Raw genomic sequence first — 22,893 nt, 5'->3', positions numbered from 1 at the left:
CTCGCGGGCTTTTTGCTGTCCGTTATTTCTGAAAAAACGGCGGAGGATCAGCGCCCGGCGCGCGGCCCCTTGCGGCGCAGCCACAGCATGGCCGCCATGGCCGCGCCGCCCAGCCACAGGGTGCCTGGCTCCGGCACCTCGACCGGATCGTTCGGCGCGACTTCGGTATCGTCCGCGGGCAGGCCGGGGTTGCCGGGGCTGCCGGGGGCGCCCGGCGTATCGGGACCACCTGGCGTGCCGGGCACGCCCGGCGTGGACGGCGGCAGCCCCGGGTTGGGCCCCGGGCCGGGATCGGGGCCCGGACCGGTTGCGGTCTCCGGCGTGGGCGTCGACGGCGCCGGCGTCTCCGGTTGGCCGCCTCCGGGGCCGTCTTCGCCGCGGCCGCCCCTGTCGCCGGGATCGCCGGTACCGCCGGGATCGCCAGTACCGCTGCCGTCGCCGGCCGGCGGCGACACCGCGCCATCGCCGCTGCCATCGCCGCTGCCATCGCCCAGCGTGCCGCCGTTCGAGATGCCCGAGCCGTAACGCGCAGGCGGGCCCATGAGGTCGGCCAGGCGCGGCTGCGCGGCCGGCGCGACGCCCCTCAACAGGCCGGCGCCGTCCGGGAAGATCTCACTGCCGTAGCCCAGTTCCACCGCGGGACCGTCATCGAGCCCCTCCACGCCGGCCGCCACCGCCATCAGGCCGCCGCCATCCTCGATGACGAAGGAATCGAGTTCCGACTCGGTCGGACCATTGGCTTCGACCGGGTACATCGGCACGTCCGAGATCCGGTTGGCGCAGCGCGCCCGCATCTCGTTCTTGCCATCGGTGAGCAAGGTTTCACCCGGCGCCAGCATGAGTGTCTTCCTGGTCCAGTACACCCGGTCGCCCTTGCGGTAAGAGACGTACACCGCGCGCGGCGCGGTGACGGTGACCGCGCGCGCGTTGGCGACGTCGAAGCCGGCGTAGTGCGCCGCGACCACGGCGTCGCTGCGGATGACGCGCGCCAGTTCGTCCTTGTCCGCGACGCCGCCGGGAATGATCGAAAACGGATAGATGCGCCGCGCGGCGCCCTGTTCGGCCGGCGCCGCCGTGCGGGTGGCCGCCGGCGCCGGTGCGACATGGGAGACAGGGGAGTTCGCGCCGACCTGGGTGATGTCACGCGTGCCGTCCGCCCGCATCCAGTCGATGTCCAGCGGCGGCGCAAGGACGCCGGCAACGCTCGCGGCAAGGCCCAGCATGGCGAGGGCGCCGAGGCGGCTTTCGCGTTGCGACGCTCTGGCGAGGCGACGACTGTAGGCAGAGCGGCGGGGGTCCATTGGGGGGACAAAAGTAGGAGTGGTCCTACAGAATAGCATTATTTCTACAAATAAATTCCGGCTCCTTGGCAAAAAAGGTGATCCCGTGGCGAAAACCACGAATTACTTTCCTCATAGAAATATTTTCGGCGACAGGATCAAGCTTTGGTTGCAACGCCCTTGCTGTTCGCGCAATCCAGGCTGCCGGCGACCGGCATCCCGTATTGCTGGTCGAACACGCATGGTTTACCATGATCGCCTGCCCTTACGAGACCTGCCATGTCCCCACGCGCCGCCTCTTGTTCTCCCCTGCGTCTGACCGTTGCCGCACTGATGCTGTGCTGCGCCATCGCCGGCTGCAAGCGCGCCGAACGCGAAGCGCCGCCGGCGCCGGCGCCGTCCGCGCCCAGCGTTCAAGCGCCGGCGCACACGAAACAGGAGGCGATGGAGTCGCTGCTGGCGCTGCCGGAACTGCAGGCCTGGTCGCGCCAGATCGAGCAACGCAGCAAGGGCAAGGCGCACGGCGCCGTGATCGAGGACGATCCGGTCCCGCGCGAAGTCAACGGCAAGAAGTATTACCAGCTGAGTTTCGTCGAGAACCGCCCTGAAGATGCGCGCCGCCGCGAGAGCTTCCTGGTGGCCCAGGACGGCAGCGAGATCCTGGTCGACGACGCCGGCTCGGACACCCTGCTCAGCCTCCAGGAATGGCGCCGCACCATCGAGCGCGTGGACCTCAAGAGCGCCGACTGACGACGCCGCGCCGACGATGTCGGCGCATCTTCAACCGTCCAGGTGCGAGATGAGCAGCCGGCGCGGATCCGTGCCTGCCTCCGGCCCGTGCTGGCCGTCGACCGAAATCCCCACCGCCATGATGTCGATCAGCAGCAGCTGCAGGATGCGCGAAATCATCGACAGGAAGCTGGTGCTGTCCTCGCTGTGATCGACCGCCAGGCACACGCTGGCCTTGCGCGCCAGCGGCGACTGGCTGTTGCTGATGGCGATCACGTCGGCGCCGGCGGCGCGCGTGATGTCCACCGCCTGCAACAGCTCCGGCAAGCCGCCTGAATTCGAGACCGCGATTACCACGTCGCCCGGCCCCAGCAAGCCCGCCGCCAGGGTGAACAGGTGGGCGTCGCCATACAGCGCGGTCGGAATCCTGAAGCGGAAGAATTTGTGCTGGCCGTCCAGCGCCACCGCGCGCGAATTGCCGAGCGCGTAGAACTCGACGCGCCGCGCGCGGCTCACCAGTTCGATCGCGCGGTCGAGCGAGCGCACGTCGAGCTGGTCGCGGAAGCGCAGGATGGCCGACACCGTATTGTCGATCACCTTGGCCGACAGATCGTGGGTGCTGTCGCTCATGCGCACCTGGCTGTGGCGCACGGGGATCGCGCCGGTCAGGCTGCTCGCGAACTTGAGCTTGAATTCGGCCAGGCCCTGGAAGCCCAGCGAGCGGCAGAAGCGGATCACGGTCGGCTGGCTGACGTCGGCCAGGCGCGCGATCTCGACGATCGGTTCGTTCAGCACCGTGCGCGGATGCTCGAGCACGAGCGTCGCCACGCGCGCCTCGGCCGGCGACAGCTCTTCGCGCAGTTGCCCGATGCGTTCCATCAGCGTGTTGGCGCCGCTGCGACCGCGCAGGTGCTCGGCCAGGATGGTCGCCACGCCGTGGAAGGCGGGGTTCGGCGCGGTGATCACATAGGTGGGGATGTCCGCCAGGTAGTCGGAAAAGCGTCCCTTGGCCTCGAACCGCGTGCGAAACGGCGAGCGCGCGAACCATTCGCCCAGGCGCGGCACGATGCCGCCGCCGATGAAGATGCCGCCGAAGGCGCCCAGGGTCACCGCCAGGTTGGCGGCGGCGCCGCCCAGCATGCCGCAGAAGCATTCGAGCGTTTCCAGGCACAGCGGGTCGTCGTCCTCCAGCGCGCCGGCCACGATGGCGGCCGCGCTGCGCTCTTCGGCCTTGACGCCGTTGCGGTGGGCCAGCGCGCGGTAGATGACTTCCATGCCGGGGCCCGAGATCAGGCGCTCGTTCGACACGTGCGGCCATTCGCGCCACGCGTACTGCAGGATGGCGAACTCGCGCTCGTCGGCCGGCGCGAAATTCACGTGGCCGCCCTCGCTGCCGAGGGTGACGAAACCGTCCGCGGTCGGAATCCCGCCCGACACGCCCAGGCCCGTGCCCGGCCCCAGCACGCCGATGACGGCGCCCGGCACGGGCGTGCCCGGCCCCACCTGCATCAGGTCTTCTTTCGCAAAGCCCGGCAGCGCGGTGGCCAGCGCGGTGAAATCGTTGACGATCAGGAGGGTCGACAGGCCCAGCTCGCGCCGCACCGCGTCGGTGGAGAACTCCCAGGCGCGGTTGGTCATGCGCACGTAGTCGCCGTTGATCGGATTGGCGACCGCGAACGCGCCGTGGTTCAGCCGCACGTTCTGGTGGTCGACATGGTCGCGCAGGTAGTGGCGCAGCAGCGCGACGATGCCCTCGAAGTCGTCGCAGCGCAGCACCTGGACCGACCGAAACACGCCCGGCGCGGTCTGCAGCGCGAAGCGCGCATGGGTCGCGCCGATGTCGGCCAGCAGGCGCGGCCCGTCGGCGAACGCCGTGCGCGCGAACTTTTCCGGCTCCTGCTGAGGAATCATCAGCCCTCCGCGCGGGCCAGGCCGAACCAGGCGCCGAATGGCGGCAGGGTCACGCGGCCATGCCGGGCTTCGCCGGCCAGGCCGTCGACCGCGAGGCGGTCGGCGGCCTCGGTGGCCGGCCAGTCGAACACGGCTTCCTGGTTCGACAGGTTGAAGGCCGCCAGCACGCTGGGCTCGCCCTCCAGTTCGCGGCGCAGGGCCAGCACCGGCTCCGGTGCGTCGATGAAGGCGATGTCGCCGCGCGTCAGCTGCGGCATGGTGCGGCGCAGGGCGATGAAGCGACGCTGGAAGTTCAGCATCGAATCGGGGTCGGCGTCCTGCAGGTCGACCGCGGCGGCGGCGTGCGAGGGCTCGACCGGCAGCCACGGCTGGCCCGCGGTGAAGCCGGCGTGCGGCGCGCCGGCCTGCCACGGCATCGGGGTGCGGCAGCCGTCGCGGCCCTTGAACTCGGGCCAGAAGGTGATGCCGTACGGATCCTGCAGCAGTTCGAACGGCACGTCGGCCTCGTGCAGGGCCAGTTCGTCGCCCTGGTACAGGCAGGGCGTGCCCTTGAGCGAAAGCTGCATCGCCAGCACCATCTTGGCAAAACCGGCGGTGGCGTGCGGGCCGCCCCAGCGCGTCATCACGCGGATCGCGTCATGGTTGCCCACCGACCAGGAGGCCCAGCCTTCCTCGACGCGGCGCTCGAAGTCTTCCACTTGCGCGCGGATGTGGGCGGCCGTGAACACCGGCGTCAGGAAGTTGAAGCTGTAGGCCATGTGCAGCTTGTTCCCGCCCGCCATGTACTCGTTCATCTGGGCCAGCGCGTCGTCGGAGCTGATCTCGCCGATCGAGACCGCGCCGAATTCGTCCAGCTGGGCGCGCAGCTGCTCGAGGAAGGCGATGTTCTCGGGCTGGGTCTTGTCGTAGATGTGGGCCTGCATGCCGTACGGGTTCACGTCGGTCACGGTCGAGGTGTCGCGCACCAGCGCCGGTGGATTGCTGCGCAGCTGGCGGTCATGGAAGTGGAACACGCAGGCGTCCAGTCGCACGCCGTCGACGCCGCGCTCGAGCCAGAAGCGCTGGGCCGCCAGGTGGGCCTTCTGCACTTCGGGATTGTGGAAGTTCAGCTGCGGCTGGCTTACCAGGAAGTTGTGCATGTAGTACTGCTTGCGGCGGGTATCCCATTGCCAGGCCGAGCCGCCGAACACCGACAGCCAGTTGTTCGGCGGGTTGCCGTCCGGGAGCGGATCGGCCCAGACGTACCAGTCCGATTTCGGATTGTCGCGGTTCGCGCGGCTCTCGGCGAACCAGGGGTGGGTGTCGGCGGTGTGCGACATCACCTGGTCGATCATGATCTTCAGGCCCAGGCCGTGCGCCTTGGCCACCAGGCGGTCGAAGTCGGCCAGGGTGCCGAACATCGGGTCGACGTCGCAATAGTCCTCGATGTCGTAGCCGAAGTCGCGCATCGGCGACTTGAAGAACGGCGACAACCACACGATGTCCACGCCCAGGCTCGCGATGTAGTCGAGCTTCTCGGTGATGCCGGCCAGGTCGCCGATGCCGTCGCCGTTCGTGTCGAGGTAGCTGCGCGGATACACCTGGTAGATGATGGCGTCGCGCCACCAGTGCGAATTCGTCGTGGTCGGGATCTGGGTCATGGCTGGTCCGTGGTTTGGAATTCTAGGCAATATACAGGACGCAACAAAACTTGACAATTCCGGAAGTTTTCTAAAAATTAATGATTTATCGTTATGATTCAACGGCTTGGCATCTCGAAATCGTTTCCACCGGCAATGCGTTCGTAACTAAACTACGTCGATATGTTTCTCGTTTGTTTCGCATCAATATTTTTATTGCAAAGTGATACCCCCTCGTCATAGCATCGCGTCTGTTTGACATTTCAAGGAAGCGGTCGATGACTGATCTAGCAAAACCAGGTTCCGGGCGCATGCCGCGGCAAATCCCCTACATCATTGCCAACGAAGGCTGCGAGCGCTTCAGCTTCTACGGGATGCGCAACATCCTGACGCCCTTCCTGATCACGACGCTTCTGATGTTCCTGCCGGAAGACATGCGCACCGGCGAAGCCAAGCACGTGTTCCACACGTTCGTGATCGGCGTGTACTTCTTCCCGCTGCTGGGCGGCTGGCTGGCCGACCGCTACTTCGGCAAGTACAACACGGTGTTCTGGCTCAGCCTCGTGTACTGCGCGGGCCACGCCTGCCTGGCCATCTTCGAGGACAACGTCCACGGCTTCTACTTCGGCCTGTTCCTGATCGCGCTCGGCTCGGGCGGCATCAAGCCGCTGGTGGCCTCCTTCGTCGGCGACCAGTTCGACCAGACCAACAAGGACAAGGCCAAGGTCGTGTTCGATGCGTTCTACTGGATCATCAACTTCGGCTCGTTCTTCGCTTCGCTGCTGATGCCGCTGCTGCTGCGCGACTACGGTCCGGCCTGGGCCTTCGGCGTGCCCGGCATCCTGATGTTCATCGCCACCATGGTGTTCTGGAGCGGCAAGAAGAAATACGTGCACGTGCCGCCGGCGCCGCCGAATCCGCACTCCTTCATGCGGGTGGCCAGGACCGCGCTGCTGGCCAAGCAACCCGGCCAGGGCCGTCCGGGCCTGAACGTGGCCCTGATCGGCGCCGCGGGCGCCGTGGTCTCGCTGGCGATGTCGGCGCAGTGGGGCTTCGTGATCGGCGCCTGCACCGCGCTGGTGCTGCTGATGGCTTTCGGGGGCATCGGCGCCTCGATGCAGCTGGACCGCGCGCGCGGCCTGCATCCGCAAGAGGCGGTGGACGGCGTGCGCGCCGTGCTGCGCATCCTGATCGTGTTCGCGCTGGTGACGCCGTTCTGGTCGCTGTTCGACCAGAAGGCCTCGACCTGGATCGTGCAGGCCAACGAAATGACGACGCAGGTCAGCTTCCTGGGCTGGACCTTCGACGTCATCCCGGCCCAGATGCAGGCCCTGAATCCCCTGCTGGTGATGATCCTGATCCCGGTGAACAACCTGCTCCTGTTCCCCATGCTGCGCAAGTTCGGCATCGAGCCGTCGCCGCTACGCCGCATGACCGCCGGCATCGTGCTGTCGGCCGCCGCCTGGATCGTGGTCGGCAACCTGCAGGTCGCGCTCGACGCCGGCGACGCCGTCTCGATCGCCTGGCAGATCGCGCCTTACGCGCTGCTGACCCTGGGCGAGGTGCTGGTCTCGGCGACCGGCCTCGAATTCGCCTACAGCCAGGCCCCGGCCTCGATGAAGGGTGTGATCATGGCCCTGTGGTACCTGGCCGTCACGGTCGGCAACCTGTGGGTGCTGATCGTGAACGCGAGCGTCAAGAACGAGTCGGTGGTGGGCTATATCGAAGGCACCGGCATGGGCGTGATGGCGGCGCAGATGTATTTCTTCGCCGGCTTCGCGCTGCTGTCGGCGCTGGCGTTCGGCTGGTATGCGACGCGCTACAAGATGGTCGACCATTATCGCGGCAACGCCGCCTGATCGACCGCTGCACTGGACGTGTGGACGGCTTTGCCGTCCACGGGTTCAACTCCTTCCAACCTGTCTATCATGGCGGGGTTTTCCGGCCGCCTGAACGCGTGCACGGGGGCCCGTCCACCCAACATGCGCAAACTTCATCTCGCCCTCGCGGCCGCCTCACTCTCGACGTCCGCCTACGCCGCGGTTCCACTTGAAACGTGCAATGGCGCGCTCTTCCAGGAAGTCCTGCACGCCAATGGCGAACAGCTCGACGCGCGCGCCGTCTGGCTCGACAAGCGCCTGGTGCGCTGGCCCGGCGCGCCCGCTGACGGCGCCTATCGCCTGTACCACTCCCCTGCCGCCTCGGTCGTTGCCAGGGTCGGCGGCAAGGTCGCCGGCGCCGCCGGTTCGATCAAGCTCGACACCTCCCTCACCGCCGTCCCGCAGGCGGCCGCCGAGCGCTTCAAGTGGGTCGCCGCCGGTCCGACCCTGCGCGTGGCGGACGCCGATCTCGCGCGCCTGCCTGCCCTGCAGCGCGAACAGCTGGTGCTGGTGCAGGAAGACGCGCGCGGCATGGTGGTCGCCGCCACCCGCATCCAGTCGGCCGGCGCGCTCGACGACCTGTACGCCGCCGCCGAAGGCATCCGTGACCTCGGCGCCATGCCTGCCGCGAAGACGACCGGTTTCAAGCTGTGGGCGCCGACCGCGCGCCAGGTGGCGCTGTGCACCTATGACGGCCCGACGGCCACGGCGAACGCCGTGCATGCGATGAAGCTCGACGAGAAGACCGGCGCCTGGTCGGCCAGCCTGCCGCGCGACCTGTCGGGCGCCTATTACAAATATGCGGTCGACGTCGTCGTGCCCGGCGCCGGCCTGGTGCGCAACCTGGTCACCGATCCGTATTCGGTCAGCCTGAACGCCGATTCGAAGCGCAGCTACATCGCCGACCTCGATGCGCCGCACCTCAAGCCGCGGGGCTGGGACGAGACCCGTCCGCCAGCGACGGTGCAGGCCCCGACCGACATGGTCATCTACGAGCTGCACGTGCGCGACTTCTCGCTGATCGACGAGACCGTGCCAGCGCCCAAGCGCGGCAAGTACGCCGCCTTCTCCGAGACCGGCTCGAACGGCATGAAGCACCTGCGCGCGCTGGCGAAAGCCGGCCTGACCGACGTGCACCTGCTGCCGGTGTACGACATCGGCAGCATCCCGGAGGTCGGCTGCGCGATGCCGCAACCATCCGGCGCGCCGGACGGCGAAAGCCAGCAGGCGCTGATCGGCAAGACGGCGCATGCCGACTGCTTCAACTGGGGCTATGACCCGCAGCACTTCAATGCGGTCGAGGGCAGCTACGCCAGCGACCCGCAGGATGGCGCGCGCCGCATCGTCGAGTTCCGCGAGATGGTGATGAACCTGCACAACGCGGGCCTGCGGGTCGGCACGGACGTGGTCTACAACCATACCTTCATCGCCGGCCAGGAAGAAAAGTCGATCCTCGACCGCGTGGTGCCCGGCTACTACCACCGCCTGGATGCGAAAGGCGGCATCGAGACCTCGACCTGCTGCTTCAACACGGCCACCGAGAACACGATGATGGCCAAGCTGATGATCGATTCGTCGGTGCTGTGGACCCGCCACTACAAGATCGACTCGTACCGCTTCGACCTGATGGGCCACCAGCCGCGCGCGGCCATGGAACGCCTGCAGAAGGAGGTGAACGAGGCCGCCGGCCGCCACGTGCAGCTGATCGGCGAAGGCTGGAACTTCGGCGAGGTCGCCGACGGCGCGCGCTTCGTGCAGGCCTCGCAGCTGTCCCTGAACGGCACCGGCATCGGCACCTTCAGTGACCGCGCGCGCGACGCCGTGCGCGGCGGTTCGCCGGGCGACTCGGGCGAGATCGTCGTCCGCCAGCAGGGCTACATCAATGGCCTGGTGTACGACCCGAATGCGCTGGGCCGCGAGCACGCGCCCGATGCGCTGCTGCGCGCGGCCGACCTGATCCGCGTCGGCCTGGCCGGTTCGGTGCGCAGCTATTCCATGCAGACCTTCGACGGCAAGGTGCGCCAGCTGCAGGACATCGTCTACGGCGGCATCCAGCCGGCCGGCTATGCGAGCCAGCCTCACGAGGCCGTGAATTACGTCGAGAACCACGACAACCAGACGCTGTACGACATCAATGCGCTCAAGCTGCCGGTGGCGACCAGCACCCTTGAGCGCGCCCGGGTGCAGGCGCTGGGCATGGCGATCAATGCCTTCAGCCAGGGCGTGGCCTATTACCACGCCGGCATCGACGTGCTGCGCTCCAAGTCCCTGGACCGCAACAGCTTCAATTCGGGCGACTGGTTCAACCGTCTCGACTGGACCTACCAGGACAACTTCTTCGGCACCGGCCTGCCGCCCGCCGCCGACAATGCGAAGGACTGGCCGCTGTTCAAGCCGCTGCTGGCCAATGCCGCGCTCAAGCCGGCGCCCGCCGACATCGCGTTCGCGCGCGACGCCTTCCGCGATTTGCTGCAGATCCGCGCCAGCTCCACGCTGCTGCGCCTGCGCAGCGCGGAGGACATCAATGCGCGCCTGCGCTTCTTCAACACCGGCCCGGAGCAGACGCCCACTGTGCTGGCGGCCTGGATCGACGGCCAGGGCTATCCGGGCGCGAACTTCGCCGGCCTGGGCTACCTGGTGAACGTGGACAAGAAGGCGCACACCATCGACGCCACGCTACTACGCGGCAAGAAGCTGCGCCTGCATCCGGTGCATGCGGCAGGCGGCGCGGCGGACCAGCGCGCGCGCGAGGCGCGTTTCGACAGTGCCCGCGGCGCCTTCACGGTGCCGGCGCGCACGGCCGTCGTATTCGTGGAGTAAGGTCTGCGGCCGCGCCGACCCGATGGGTCGGTCAGGCCGTGGCTTCGAGCGCCGGCGTGTTGGCCAAGCGCGCGATGGCGAAGGTATTGCGGCCCATGCCCTTGGCCTCGTACAGCGCGCCGTCGGCCAGCTCGCTGATCGACTGCGTCGTGACGCCCGGCGCGTCGGCCAGGCCGACGCCGATGGTGGCGCCCACGGGAATCGCATGGCTGCCGACCAGGAACGGCGCTTCCATCGCCTGCAAGATCTTCTTGGCCACCAGCTCGACGTCGCGCGGCGAGCCGACTTCGTCGAGCAGCACCGTGAATTCGTCGCCGGCCAGGCGCGCCACCAGGTCGGAACTGCGCACCACGTTGCGCACGCGGCGCGCGAACTCCACCAGCACCATGTCGCCCGTCGCGTGGCCGTAGCTGTCGTCGATCTGCTTGAAGTAGTCGACGTCCAGGTACAGCAGGGCGAAGGCGCGCTCGCGTTGCGGCGCGCGCTGCACCGCCGCCTGCAGCGCCAGCTCGAACTGGCGCCGGTTCGGAATGCCGGTCAGCGCGTCGGTGTGGGCCAGCGCGTGCAGGTTACGCTCGTGCATGCGCGCCGCGGTGGCGTCGGTGGTCAGGATGTAGACGCCGATCACCTGGCCGTCGCGCAGGTGCGGCAAGAAGGTCGAGTGCACGATGCGGATGTGCTTCTTGCGCACGATGTCGTGCTCGCACTGCGAGGCCTTGCCGTCCCAGGCATCCTTCAGGGCTTCCTGCTGCTGCGACCAGTATTCCTCGCCGAAGGCCTCGGCCATGGTCCGGCCAGTCACCTGCTCGCCAGCCTTGCCGAGCCAGGACTTGTGCACCACGTTGGCGAACACGTAGCGGTGGTCCTGGTCGAGATGGGCGATGAGCACCGGCAGGTTGTCGGTGATCGTGCGCAGCCGCTCCTCGCTTTCGGCCAACCGGTCCTTCGACGCCTTCAGTTCGGTGATGTCCTTCATCGCCACCACCGCGCCCAGGGTCTTGCCCTGGGCATTGCGCAGCGGACGGCCGCTGGCCATCAGGGTGTAGGGCGCCCGTCCGCTCGGCGCGATCACCATTGCGCCGTCGCGCACCACCTCGCCTTTGAGCGCGCGTACCAGCGGAATCTCGTCCATTTCCATCGGCGTGCGGCCGTCGGCGTGGTGCAGCGAGTAGTACTGCGACCATTCGGCCGGCGCCACCGCCTTCAGGTCCAGGCCATGCAGATCGCGCGCGCTGCGGTTGAACAGCGTGAGGTTGCCGATGGCGTCGCAGGCGACGATGCCGACGTCGATCGATTCCAGCACCGCGTCCAGCAGCTCCTGCTTTTCCTCCAGTTGCTGGCGGATGCGCATGGCCTCGGCGACCCGCTCCTCCAGCTCGGCGGTGCGGGCGGCGATGCGCTGCTCGAGCTCCTTGTTGAGCGACTTGAGCGCCTGCTCGGCGAGCATGCGCGCCATCACCGCCCGCATCTGATTCAGTTCGACTTCGACCAGTTCGGCCAGGTCCCTGAGCACCTGGCGCTCTTCGTCGCTGAAGCTGCGCGGCGCGTGGCCGATGACGCACAGCGTGCCCACTGCCTCGCCCTGGCTGTAGACCGGCTGGCCGGCATAGAAACGGATGTGCGGCGCGCCCGTCACCAGCGGATTGGCGGCGAAGCGCGGATCGCGCGCGGCATCCTCCACCACGAGCATCTCGCGCGCCTGCACCGCGTGGCTGCAGAACGAGACGGAGCGCGGCGTCTCCTGCGCATCGAGCCCGGCACGCGACTTGAACCATTGGCGCTCGGCGTCGACCAGCGAGACGAGCGCGATCGGCACGCCGAAGGTCATCGCGGCAAGGCGGGTGTACCGATCGAAGCGCGTCTCCGCGGGCGTTTCAAGGATTTCAAGCTCGGCCAGCGCGGCAAGGCGGGCCTGCTCGTTGTGTGCGTAGGTGACGATGATGGTGCTCTTCCTAATACCGGTTCCGGGGCGGCGGGTCGAGGCCGGGACGATGAGGAGACGCCGGAAACGGCGGCGCCCAGGGACGAATCTTACATTGGGTTCCTGGCGGAAACTACTGTTTCCGCAGTGAGCGTTGCGTGCGGTAGACGTTTTTACGCGTCGGCTGGCAGGTGGTCAATACAGCGGGCCACCCCAGCCCTCGACATGCAAGAATAGATATCCCAGATAAATTTCCCGATACCCTGCTACGAGAAAATGCGCCGTGCAGGGTTGCAAAACCGCGCGATACCACGGGGAATCGCTGCGGTGTGCGCGCGGCCGGCGAGGCCTTGCTGGGCACAATTTTAGTGACCGATTGCAGCGCGCCAGAATAAATCAGTGCTTCCCTAGACGTCCAGGTGCGAGATCAGGAGACGGCGCTGCTCGATGTCGTTCTGGCTATCCTGGCCGCCCTCCCCTTGCGCGCCGAGCGAGATCCCGACCGACATGATGTCGATCAGCAGCAGTTGCAGGATGCGCGAGATCATCGACAGGAACGTCGTGCTGTCTTCGCTGTGGTCGACCGCCAGGCACACGCTGGCCTTCTTCGCCAGCGGCGACTTGCTGCTGGTAATGGCGATGACGTCGGCGCCTTGCGCGCGCGCCGTGTCCACCGCCTCCAGCAGGTCGGGCAGCTGACCGCCGGTGGAGATCGCGATCACCACGTCGCCCGGCCCCAGCAGGCCGGCCGCCAGGTTGAGCAGGTGCGAATCGCCGTACAGCGCGGCCGGGATGCGGAAGCGGAAGAACTTGTGCTGGCCGTCCAGCGCCACCGCGCGCGAATTGCCCATCGCGTAGAACTCGACCCGGCGCGCGCGCCGCAAGAGCTCGATCGCGCGGTCGATCGCATGCACGTCGAGCGCATCGCGAAACTTCAGGATCGCCGACACCGTGTTGTCGATCACCTTGGCCGACAGGTCGTGGGTGCTGTCGGTGACCCGCACCTGGCTGTGGCGCACGGGGATGGTGCCGGTCAGACTGCCGGCGAATTTGAGCTTGAATTCGGCCAGGCCCTGGAAGCCCAGCGAACGGCAGAAGCGGATCACGGTCGGCTGGCTCACGTCGGCCAGGCGCGCGATCTCGGCGATCGGTTCGGACAGCACCTTGCGCGGATGGTCGACCACCAGGCTGGCCACGCGCTGCTCGGCCGGCGACAGCTCGTGGCGCAGCTGCTGCACGCGGTCCATCAGCGTATTGGCGCCGCTGCGCCCGCGCAGGTGCTCCGACAGGATCGCCGAGACGCCGTACAGGGCCGGGTTCGGCGTCATGATGACGAAAGTCGGGATCTGGGCGATGTAGTCGGAAAAGCGCCCCTTGGCCTCGAAACGGGCGCGGAACGGCGACGTGGCGAACCACTCGCCCATGCGCGGCACGATGCCGCCGCCGATGAAGATGCCGCCGAACGCGCCCAGGGTCACCGCCAGGTTGGCGGCGGCGCTGCCCAGCATGCCGGCGAAGGTTTCCAGCACCTCCAGACACAGGGCGTCGCCGGCGTCGAGCGCGCCGCTCATGATCTCGGCGGTGCTGCGCGCCGGGACGTCGGCGCCAGGCGCCTTGCCGTTGCGTTGCGCCAGCGCGCGGTAGATCAGTTCGATGCCGGGGCCCGAGATCAGGCGCTCGTTCGAGACGTGCTTCCATTCGCGCCAGGCATATTGCAGGATCGCGAATTCGCGCTCGTCGCTCGGCGCGAAATTGACGTGACCGCCCTCGCTGCCCAGGGTGACGAAGCCGTCAATGGTCGGGATCACGCCCGACACGCCCAGGCCCGTGCCGGGACCGAGCACGCCCGACACCGCGTGCGTCTGCGCCTGCCCGCCGCCGACCTGCAGCAAGTCCTTCGGCTGAAAGCCAGGCAGCGCCATCGCCAGCGCGGTGAAATCGTTCACGATCAGGAGCGTCGACAGGCCCAGCGCGCGGCGCACTTCGTCGGTCGAGAACTGCCAGTCGCGATTGGTCATGCGGATGAAATCGCCGCTGATCGGATTGGCCAGCGCGAAGGCCGCGTGGCTGATGCGCTGGCTCGAATGATCGGCCAGGTAGGCGTGCAGCAACGGGACGATGCCGTCGTAGTCGTCGCAGCGCAGCACGGTGACCTGGCTCAGCACGCCGGGCGCGGTCTCGAGACCGAAGCGCGCATGGGTGGCGCCGATGTCGGCCAGCAGGCGCGGGCCGTCGGCAAAGGCGGCGCGCGCGGGTTTCAGTTTGGTATCTGGATCAACGGTCATCGCGCAAGGATACCATTGAACGAAATGCAGGCGAATGGGCGGTGGGCACTGCGAAGGGGGCTGTTGCAGGAGCGAACCCGGCTACCCGCCTGTGCGGATACCCGGGTTCCTGTCACCAGGCCGCCCAGGGCGGCACCGGCTCGCTCAGCGCACCAGCCCTTCGAGCAGCGCCTTGTGGAACTTGACCGGATCCTGCATCTGCGGCGCATGTCCCATCTCGGGGAAGGTCACCAGCGTCGCGCCGGGAATCGCTTCCTTCGTCTTCCGGGCCAGCACCGGGTAGTTGCCGAGCTTCGGGCGGATCCCGGCCGGGGCCGCGTCCTTGCCGATCGCGGTGGTGTCCTTCAGGCCCATCAACAGGAAGGTCGGCACTTTGATGAGCGGAAACTCATAGACCACCGGCTGCGTATAGATCATGTCGTAGATCAGCGCCGAATTCCAGGCCACGATCTCCTTGCCCTTGCCGCGGTACATACCGACGAGCATCTGCACCCACACCTCGTACTCCGGCTTCCACTGGCCGTTGTAATAGGTGGTGCGCTCGTATTCGCGCACGCGCTCGGCCGAGGTCTTCAGCTCGCGCTCGTACCATTTGTCCACCCCCAGCGACGGCACGCCCAGGGTCTTCCAGTCTTCCAGGCCGATCGGGTTCACCATCACCAGCTGGTCGGTCGCGTCCGGGTACATCAGCGCATAGCGCGTGGCGAGCATGCCGCCGGTCGAGTGGCCGATGACGATCGCCTTTTTCACGCCGATCGACTCGAGCAGCTTGCGGGTATTGTCGGCCAGTTGCTGGAAGCTGTACTGGTAGTGGCGCGGCTTGGTCGACTTGCAAAAGCCGATCTGGTCGGGCACCACGACGCGGTAACCGGCCTGGGCCAGGGCCCTGGTGGTGCCTTCCCAGGTTGCGCCGCAGAAGTTCTTGCCGTGCATGAGCACCACGGTGCGGCCATTCGGGCTGGCCGGCTTGACGTCCATATAGGTCATCTGGAGATCGACGCCCTGGGACGTGAAGCGGTATTGCTGCGTCGGTTCGGGGTAGGCGAACTCTTCCAGCTCGGGGCCGTAGACCGGCTCGGACGCGGATTGGGCAAGGGCCTGGGCCGGCAGCAGCGCCAGCGCGAGCCCCATTCCCGCGACGGCGCGGGCGATACGTGTAAAGACGGGCATGGCGATCGATGCAAAGTTGACGGAACCACCAGTCTACCGGATCGCCGCCGATTCGCCATGCAGCAGGCCAGGCCATCGTCAAGCCAGCAAGGCGCGCATCGCGGGCACCGACAGCGGCGCATCCTGCGCCTCCTGGAAGCGCCGCAGGACGCGCTCGATCGCCTGGACCGGCAGCGCGCGGCTGAAGTACCAGCCCTGCACGCAGTGCACGCCGCGCTCGGCCAGCCACGACAGGTCGGCCTCGTCCTCCAGGCCCTCGCACAGCAGCTCGGCGTCGAACACCGCGGCCACGCCCTGGATCAGGGCGAACACGCCGGCCGTGCGGGCGTCGCTCGCCACGCCGTGCACGAAGCGGCGGTCGGCCTTGAGGCGGTCGAAGGGAAAGCTGGTGAGCGCATCGAGGTTCGAATAGCCGGTGCCGAAATCGTCGACCGCGACCCGCACGCCGAGCGCGCGCAGCGCCGACACGCGCTGGTGCAGCAATTGCGGCGAATCGAGCAGCAGGCTCTCGGTGACCTCGAATTCGAGCAGCTCGCCCGGCACGCCGGTCGCCTGCAGGATCTCGGCCAGGCGCGCGAAGATCTGGGTGTGCATCAGCGAGGCGCGCGAGAAGTTCAGCGCCACCGGCGGCGGCGCCAGGCCGCGCGCGCGCCAGGCCATCAGGTCGTGGCAGACCAGTTCGAGCACGTGCATGTCGAGCTCGAAGATGCGGCCCGAACTCTCGGCCTGCGGCACGAACATCGCCGGCCCCACCAGGCCGTACGCCGGATGGCGCCAGCGCACCAGCGCCTCGAGCCCGATCAGGCGGCCGCGGGCGATGTCGACCTGCGGCTGGTAATGCACTTCCAGACAGCCGAAGCGCAGCGCGCCGCGGATCGCTTCGCGCAGCTCGTAGCGCAGGCGCGCGCGCGCCATCAGCGTCGCGTCGTATTCGTGCACGGCGCTCGATCCATGCTGCCGGCGGATCGAAGACACGGCGATGTCGGCGGCATCCAGCAGGCCGTCGGCGCTTTCTTCGCACGGCAGGTACTGGCGCCGGATGCCGATGCGCGCATGCAGGGTGTGCATGCAGCCCGGCTCGACCTCGAACGGCAGGTCGATGGTGGCGCACAGCCGTTCGACGCGAGTCGCGTGCTCCCCGGGCGGCGTCCCCGCGGGCGACGCCAGCGCGAACGCGAACTGGTCGCCCCCCAGGTGGCCGAGCAGCGCGCCGTCGGCCCAGTGTTCGATGCGCTTGCCCATCAGGCGCAGGATACGGTCGCCCGTCTCGCGCCGGAACAGGTCGTTCACCTGGCGAAACCCGATCAGGTCGACCATGCCGACAGTGACCCGCGCGCCATCTTCTTCCAGCAGCAGGCGTTCCAGGTGATGCAGGAACACCGCGCGGTTGAACATGCCGGTGATGGGATCGCAGTAGCGCAGTTCGAGCAGGTCGGCCGCGATGCGTCCCAGCAGCCGCAGCTGGGCAACCTGGGCGAGGTCGAGTGCGCGCGGGGCGGCGCCCATCACCCACAGGTTGCCCAGCAGATTCTCGCTCTCGCCGCGCAGGGGAATGGCGGCGTAGTGGCGGCAGTACGGCGTCCCGGCCACCAGCGGATTGGACGCGAAGCGCGGATCGCGGCTGGCGTCGGTCACTTCGAACCAGCCGCCGCCCTGGTCCACCGCGCGTTCGCAGAACGAACCTTTGCGCGGAAAGAAGCTGTCCTGGATGCCGATGCGCGACGGCAGCCAGATGCGCGACTTGAACATCAGGCTGATGCCGCCGATCTCGGCGCCGCAGGCCTGCACGGCCAGGCGCGTAATGTAGTCGAGCTTGGGGTCGGGCGATTCGCTCAAGACGTCGCCATCGTCGTCGCCCAGCGGATCCAGGCCCGGTGGCGGCGCGCCGCTCTCTGCCCGCTGGTGCTCCCGGCCCCGCACCAGGCGATAAAACATTCCTGCTCTGCTCATGCTGCGCACATTCCCTCCCCTCTCGCGTCGATTGGCATCGACGCGCCGCGGCCGCGCGCTCATTGGCGGCTGGTCCACGAAACATGAATATGTTGTCAGCTTAGCAGTATTCGCGCGCAGGCAACGCGGCGCCGCCGGGAATTCCGCGCGGCAGGAAATCATGCAGCGTGCATGACGCAATGCGCCGGGAAGGCGCACGGCGACAGGCGTCGCCGCGCGCCCCTCCGGGGGGGAGATTAGTCCTGGGCGATCAGCGCCACCGGGGCGGCGGTGTCGAACTGCACCTTGCCGCCCTTGACCACCGCGGTCTTGCCGGTGTACCAGTCGCGCACGGTGGCGCCGTCATGGAACACGCCGCCGACCTGGATCTGCGCCGGCTGGCCGCCCGGCAGGTCGAGCGCCACCACCACGCGGTCGCTCACGCCGTTCTTTTCCCAGGTGCGCTTGAAGGTGTACGGGCTGTGACTGATCATCTGGTGCACGCCCGCGCCAACCGCCGGATGGGCGGCGCGGAAGCGTCCCAGGCGCGCCCAGTGCGCGCGGATGTCGGCCACGCGGTGCATGCCGCGCTGCGCGTTCGACTTCAGCTCGTCCCAGTTCATGAACGAACGCAGGGTGGCGTCGCCCACGGCGCCGTCGACGCGCAGGATGCGCGCGGTCTCGTCGCCGTAGTAGATCTGGGCGGCGCCCGGCGCCAGCAGCAGCTTGTTGGCCGATTCGAACGGACGCTCGCGCAGCGGATCGAAGGGGCTGCCGTCGTCGTGCGAGCTGATGTAGTTCAGCACCGAATAGCCCTTCATCTCGCCTTGCAGGATCTTCGAATAATCCGAGAAGATCTTTTCGTAAGGCTGCTTCGCGTCGCTGCGCAGGCTGAAGCTGATCATGCTGTCGAAGCCCTGATCCAGGTAGTCCACGTACTGTCCGCCGCCCAGGTCGAACTTGCGCGCGTGTTTGATCTCGTAGTTGTAGACCTCGGACACCATCCAGAATTTGTCGTCGCCCAGGCGTTTGTCCGGATTGGCGCGCTTCCAGTCTTCGAGCGCGAGGCTGGCCTCTTTCTTGAGTTCCTTCCACAGGCCAGGCTCGGTGTGCTTGACGGTGTCGGCGCGAAAACCGTCGATGCCGTACTTGCGCACCCAGTCCGCTTGCCACTTCATCAGGTAGTAGCGCGGCGCGCGCGGATAGCCGGTGCGCTTGAAGAAGTCGTCCAGTTCCTTGACCTCGCGCTCGTAGCGCCCTTCCTTCTTCCATTTCGCCGCCAGGTGCGGCGGCAGCGCGACGCCGGCATTGCTGTTGGTGAGGAAGTCCGGCAGGTTCGCCACCAGCGTGCAATCGACCGTGGTGCGCGCGTCCTTGTAGGTGCACTGCGGGCCGGTGCGCACCCACGAAGCCGGCCACACCGGATCCTGCGGCGTCACCGGGCCGGTGTGGTTCATCACCACGTCGAACACGATGCGGATGCCGTTCGCATGCGCCGTGTCGACCAGCTCCTTGAGCTCGGCCTCGGTGCCGAAGGCCGCGTCCAGCGCGGTGAAGTCCTTCGCCCAGTAGCCGTGGAAACCATAGCTCTTGCCGGTGCCCTCGTCGGTCGAGCCGTGGATCTGCTCGACGACCGGCGTGAACCAGATCGCGTTCACGCCCAGGTCGCTGAAATACCCTTCCTTGATCTTCGCCGTGATGCCGGCGATGTCGCCGCCCATGAAGCCGCGCATCGTCGCGGCGTCATCCTTGCGGCCATATGCGTTGTCGTTGGCCGGATTGCCGTTGTTGAAGCGGTCCGTCAGCAGGAAATAGACGGTCGCGTTCTCCCAGACGAAGGGTTTTCCGGCCGGAGCGCTGGTCTGGGCAGGGGTCTGCGCCACTGCGGACGACATTGCGCCAAAGGCGAGCAACATGGAGGCGGCAAGGACGGGTAGTTTCATGCGGTTTCCTGTAGGTGGATCGAGGTGGGTGGGTGTCAGGTGATGACGGTGGGTTCGTTGCGGCCGGTGCGCCGGCGCAGGCCGGACACGTCCTCGGCGACGGCGATCAAGCCCTGCAGGGCTTGCTGGGTGTCGAGGTCGTGACGCGCCGGATCGGCTTCGTAGCGTTCGAGGTAGAGACGGACGGTGGCGCCCTCGGTGCCGGTGCCGGACAGCCGGAACACGATGCGCGAACCGTCGCTCATGATGATGCGCACGCCCTGTCCGGTGGAGCGCGAGTTGTCGACCGGGTCGTTGTATTCGAAGTCGTCGGCCTGCGCCACGTGGTGGCCGTCAAGCTTCTGGCCGGCCAGCTCTGGCAGGCGCGCGCGCAGGGCGTCCATCATGTCGGCCGCCACCGAGGCGTCGACCGCCTCGTAATCGTGGCGCGAGTAATAGTTGCGGCCGAAGCGGGCCCAGTGCGCGCGCAGGATCTGTTCGACCGACTGGCGGCGAACGGCCAGCAGGTTGAGCCAGAACAGCACCGCCCACAGGCCGTCCTTCTCGCGGATGTGGATGGAGCCGGTGCCATAGCTCTCCTCGCCGCACAGGGTAACGAGGTTGGCGTCCATCAGGTTGCCGAAGTACTTCCAGCCGGTGGGCGTCTCGAAGCAGGAAATCCCGAGCGCATCGGCCACGCGGTCGGCCGCCTGCGACGTCGGCATCGAGCGTGCGATGCCCTTGATGCCGCCCGCGTAGCCCGGCGCCACGGTGGCGTTGGCGGCGATGATGGCCAGGCTGTCCGACGGCGTGACGGCGATGCCGCGGCCCACGATCATGTTGCGGTCGCCGTCGCCGTCCGAGGCGGCGCCGAAGTCGGGCGCATCCGGCCCCGCCATCGCCGCGATCAGGTCGGCCGCATTGACCGGGTTCGGGTCGGGATGGCCGCCGCCGAAATCTTCCAGCGGCTGGCCGTTGACCACCGTGCCGGCGGGCGCGCCGAGCATGTCTTCCAGCACCGCCCTGGCGTACGGTCCCGAGACCGCGTGCATGGCGTCGAAGCGCATCCGGAAGCCGCTCGCGAACAGCGCGCGGATCGCACCGAAGTCGAACAGGCGCGCCATCAGCTCGGCGTAATCGGCCACCGGATCGATCACCTCGATCGTCATGTTCCCGATGCGGGCGCTGCCCAGCTTGTCGAGATCCACCGCCGGCGCATCGACGATGCGGTATTGCGTCAGCGTCCTGGTGTGCTCGTAGATGGCGTCGGTGATCTTTTCGGGCGCCGGGCCGCCGTTCTCGATGTTGTACTTGATGCCGAAGTCGCCCTCGGGACCGCCCGGGTTGTGACTGGCCGACAGCACGATGCCGCCGTCGCAGGCGTGCTTGCGGATCACGCAGCTCACCGCCGGCGTCGACAGGATGCCGCCACGGCCCACCAGCACCTTCTCGACGCCGTGCGCGGCGGCCATGCGCAGGATGGTCTGGATCGCCTCGCGATTGAAATAGCGGCCGTCGCCGCCCACCACCAGGTGACGGCACTTGCCCTCGCCCAGGGTCAGGAAGATGGATTCGACAAAATTCTCGAGGTAGCCGGGCTGCTGGAATTCGGACACCTTCTTGCGCAGGCCCGAGGTGCCGGGACGCTGCCCGGCGAACGGGGTGGTCGCGACGGTCTGGATGGTCATGCTGTGCTCCTGTCTGGGTAAGTTTGTGCTCACACAAGCACCCGGGGCCGGCTCGGCCGCGGGTGAATATGTTAGTAAAACATTACGATACGACAGCCGCGAAAATGACGGCGCGCAGTGCTGGAAACAGCGTGGATCAGGCCTTCGCGACCGGCGCCGCCTTGTCGGTGACGAACAGGGTCAGCACCGCCGCGATCAGCATGCAGACGCCGCCCAGCACCAGGGTCAGCACCGCATGGCCGTCGAACAGGTGCTTGGTGATGCTGCCCAGCAGCAGGCCGCTGACGATCTGCGGGATCACGACGAAGAAGTTGAACAGGCCCATGAAGTAACCCATGCGCTTGGCCGGCAGGGAACCCGCCAGGATCGCATACGGCATGGTCAGGATCGAGGCCCAGGCGATACCGATGCCGATCATCGGCAGCACCAGCGTCTGTTTGTCGGTGATCAGGAACATGCTGGCCAGCGACAGGCCGCCGATGACCAGGCAGGTGGCATGCACGGTCTTGCGGCTGGTGGCGCGGGCGAACACCGGCAGGATGAAGGCGGCCAGCGCCGACACGCCGCTGTAGACCGCGAACATGATGCCGACCCAGTTGCCGGCGTCCTGATAGGCGCTCGATTGCGCATCAAGGGTGCCGTAGACGTTGTCGGCGATCGCAGTGCCGGTATAGATCCACATCGCGAACAGCGCGATCCAGGTGAAGAACTGCACGAAGGCCAGCTGCACCATGGTGCGCGGCATCTTGCCGAAGCCGCCCAGGATCTCGACGAACATCGTGCCCATGCCGCGCGAGGCCTTGCGCTCCTTGTGGAAGGCGTCCATGTCGGGCGGCGGCAGTTCGGTCGAAAACAGCACGGTCCAGCTCACGGCCAGGAAGAACACCAGGCCGCCGGCGTAGAACGAGTAGCGCACGGTGTCCGGGATCACGCCGCCGACGGCGGCGTTGGACACGCCCATGCTTTCGAAGAAGGTCGGCAGCAAGGACGCGATGACGGCGCCGCAGCCGATGAAGAAGGTCTGCATCGCGTAACCCGCGGTCTGCTGGGCCGGGTCGAGCTTGTCGCCCACGAAGGCGCGGAACGGCTCCATCGACACGTTGATGGCCGCGTCCATCATCCACAGCACGGCGACCGCCATCCACAGCGCGGTGGAGTTCGGCATCAGGAACAGCGCGATCGCGGCCAGCACGGCGCCGATGAAGAAGAACGGACGGCGGCGGCCCCATTTCGGGTGCCAGGTATTGTCGCTCAGGTAGCCGATGATGGGCTGAACCAGGAGGCCCGTGACCGGCGCGGCCAGCCAGTACAGGGCCAGGTTGTCGGGGTCGGCGCCGAGCGTGGCGAAGATGCGGCTGGTGTTGGCGTTCTGCAGCGCGAAGCCGAACTGGATGCCGAAGAAACCGAAGCTCATGTTCCACAGTTGCCAGAACGACAGGCGTGGCTTGAGCACGGCCGGTTGCATATCCATTGTGTGTCCCCAATCTGGCCCGACGTCAGCGGGCTTTTTTCGTATGTGACTGCATGGCCGCCCGATCATGAGCGTGCCAATGATGCCTTGTGCAGGATGCGGCGCGGGGCCGGAAGGGACGAAAAACGACGACTACAGTCCGGCTAGCGAATCTGTAGCAAAATAACATGGTGATTTCTAGGTGTCAATCGCGACGTTCCCATAGTGCGAACGCCGCGCCACCTAACGGTAAATACAGGGTTTTGTAGTCAAACAACAGAACACCGTG

General features: G+C 67.2%; 13 protein-coding genes. 3 read left to right on the top strand and 10 right to left on the bottom strand.

Annotated elements, in window-relative coordinates; translation table 11 throughout:
• Window positions 1-47: 47 nt before the first annotated feature.
• A complete protein-coding gene (locus ACZ9AQ_RS20505) occupies window positions 48-1,223 on the bottom strand; it encodes a PEP-CTERM sorting domain-containing protein (RefSeq protein ID WP_429206585.1) in 1,176 nt (391 codons plus the stop codon).
• A 336-nt stretch (window positions 1,224-1,559) separates the two neighbouring features.
• Between ACZ9AQ_RS20505 and ACZ9AQ_RS20500 the strand changes: the two genes are divergently transcribed.
• Window positions 1,560-2,030, top strand: a complete 471-nt coding sequence (locus ACZ9AQ_RS20500; protein ID WP_429206586.1) for a hypothetical protein — start codon at window positions 1,560-1,562, stop codon at window positions 2,028-2,030.
• Between the two features lie 30 nt (window positions 2,031-2,060).
• Here the strand turns inward: ACZ9AQ_RS20500 and ACZ9AQ_RS20495 are convergent, their stop codons facing one another.
• Both ACZ9AQ_RS20495 and ACZ9AQ_RS20490 read right to left on the bottom strand, forming a co-directional pair.
• Window positions 2,061-3,920 (bottom strand): glucokinase, encoded by a 1,860-nt coding sequence (locus ACZ9AQ_RS20495; protein WP_429206587.1) that lies wholly within the window; start codon window positions 3,918-3,920, stop codon window positions 2,061-2,063.
• Window positions 3,920-5,560, bottom strand: a complete 1,641-nt coding sequence (locus tag ACZ9AQ_RS20490) for an alpha-glucosidase family protein (RefSeq protein WP_429206588.1) — start codon at window positions 5,558-5,560, stop codon at window positions 3,920-3,922. Before ACZ9AQ_RS20490 ends, ACZ9AQ_RS20495 begins: the two co-directional genes overlap by 1 nt.
• 257 nt (window positions 5,561-5,817) lie before the next feature.
• On the opposite strand from ACZ9AQ_RS20490, the gene ACZ9AQ_RS20485 reads away from it, so the two are divergent.
• Both ACZ9AQ_RS20485 and ACZ9AQ_RS20480 read left to right on the top strand, forming a co-directional pair.
• Window positions 5,818-7,398 carry a POT-type proton-dependent oligopeptide transporter gene (locus tag ACZ9AQ_RS20485; RefSeq protein ID WP_429206589.1) on the top strand — a complete coding sequence of 527 codons (1,581 nt, stop codon included), beginning with the start codon at window positions 5,818-5,820 and terminating at the stop codon, window positions 7,396-7,398.
• A 123-nt stretch (window positions 7,399-7,521) separates the two neighbouring features.
• Entirely contained in the window at window positions 7,522-10,239 is a 2,718-nt protein-coding gene (locus ACZ9AQ_RS20480; RefSeq protein WP_429206590.1) for an alpha-1,6-glucosidase domain-containing protein, read from the top strand.
• Window positions 10,240-10,270: 31 nt separating this feature from the next.
• Here ACZ9AQ_RS20480 and ACZ9AQ_RS20475 read toward each other — a convergent pair whose 3' ends face one another.
• From ACZ9AQ_RS20475 to ACZ9AQ_RS20445, 7 genes are all read right to left on the bottom strand, one after another.
• Window positions 10,271-12,121 (bottom strand): sensor domain-containing diguanylate cyclase, encoded by a 1,851-nt coding sequence (locus ACZ9AQ_RS20475; RefSeq protein WP_476108349.1) that lies wholly within the window; start codon window positions 12,119-12,121, stop codon window positions 10,271-10,273.
• Window positions 12,122-12,567: 446 nt separating this feature from the next.
• Window positions 12,568-14,445: a glucokinase gene (locus ACZ9AQ_RS20470; protein WP_429206591.1), complete on the bottom strand. Its 1,878-nt coding sequence runs from the start codon at window positions 14,443-14,445 to the stop codon at window positions 12,568-12,570.
• 144 nt (window positions 14,446-14,589) lie between these two features.
• Entirely contained in the window at window positions 14,590-15,615 is a 1,026-nt protein-coding gene (locus ACZ9AQ_RS20465; RefSeq protein WP_429206592.1) for an alpha/beta fold hydrolase, read from the bottom strand.
• A gap of 78 nt (window positions 15,616-15,693) precedes the next feature.
• Window positions 15,694-17,550, bottom strand: coding sequence for a putative bifunctional diguanylate cyclase/phosphodiesterase (locus ACZ9AQ_RS20460; protein WP_429206593.1), 1,857 nt, complete (start codon window positions 17,548-17,550; stop codon window positions 15,694-15,696).
• Window positions 17,551-17,801: 251 nt separating this feature from the next.
• Entirely contained in the window at window positions 17,802-19,487 is a 1,686-nt protein-coding gene (locus ACZ9AQ_RS20455; protein ID WP_429206594.1) for an alpha-amylase family glycosyl hydrolase, read from the bottom strand.
• A 35-nt stretch (window positions 19,488-19,522) separates the two neighbouring features.
• Entirely contained in the window at window positions 19,523-21,154 is a 1,632-nt protein-coding gene (locus ACZ9AQ_RS20450) for an alpha-D-glucose phosphate-specific phosphoglucomutase (protein WP_429206595.1), read from the bottom strand.
• Between the two features lie 136 nt (window positions 21,155-21,290).
• Window positions 21,291-22,625, bottom strand: coding sequence for an MFS transporter (locus ACZ9AQ_RS20445; RefSeq protein WP_429206596.1), 1,335 nt, complete (start codon window positions 22,623-22,625; stop codon window positions 21,291-21,293).
• Window positions 22,626-22,893: the final 268 nt, after the last annotated feature.

It is taken from the genome of Massilia sp. UYP34, assembly GCF_056279385.1.
The sequence above is the reverse complement of the archived record's forward strand: the minus strand, read 5'-3'. Positions and strand labels throughout refer to the sequence as shown.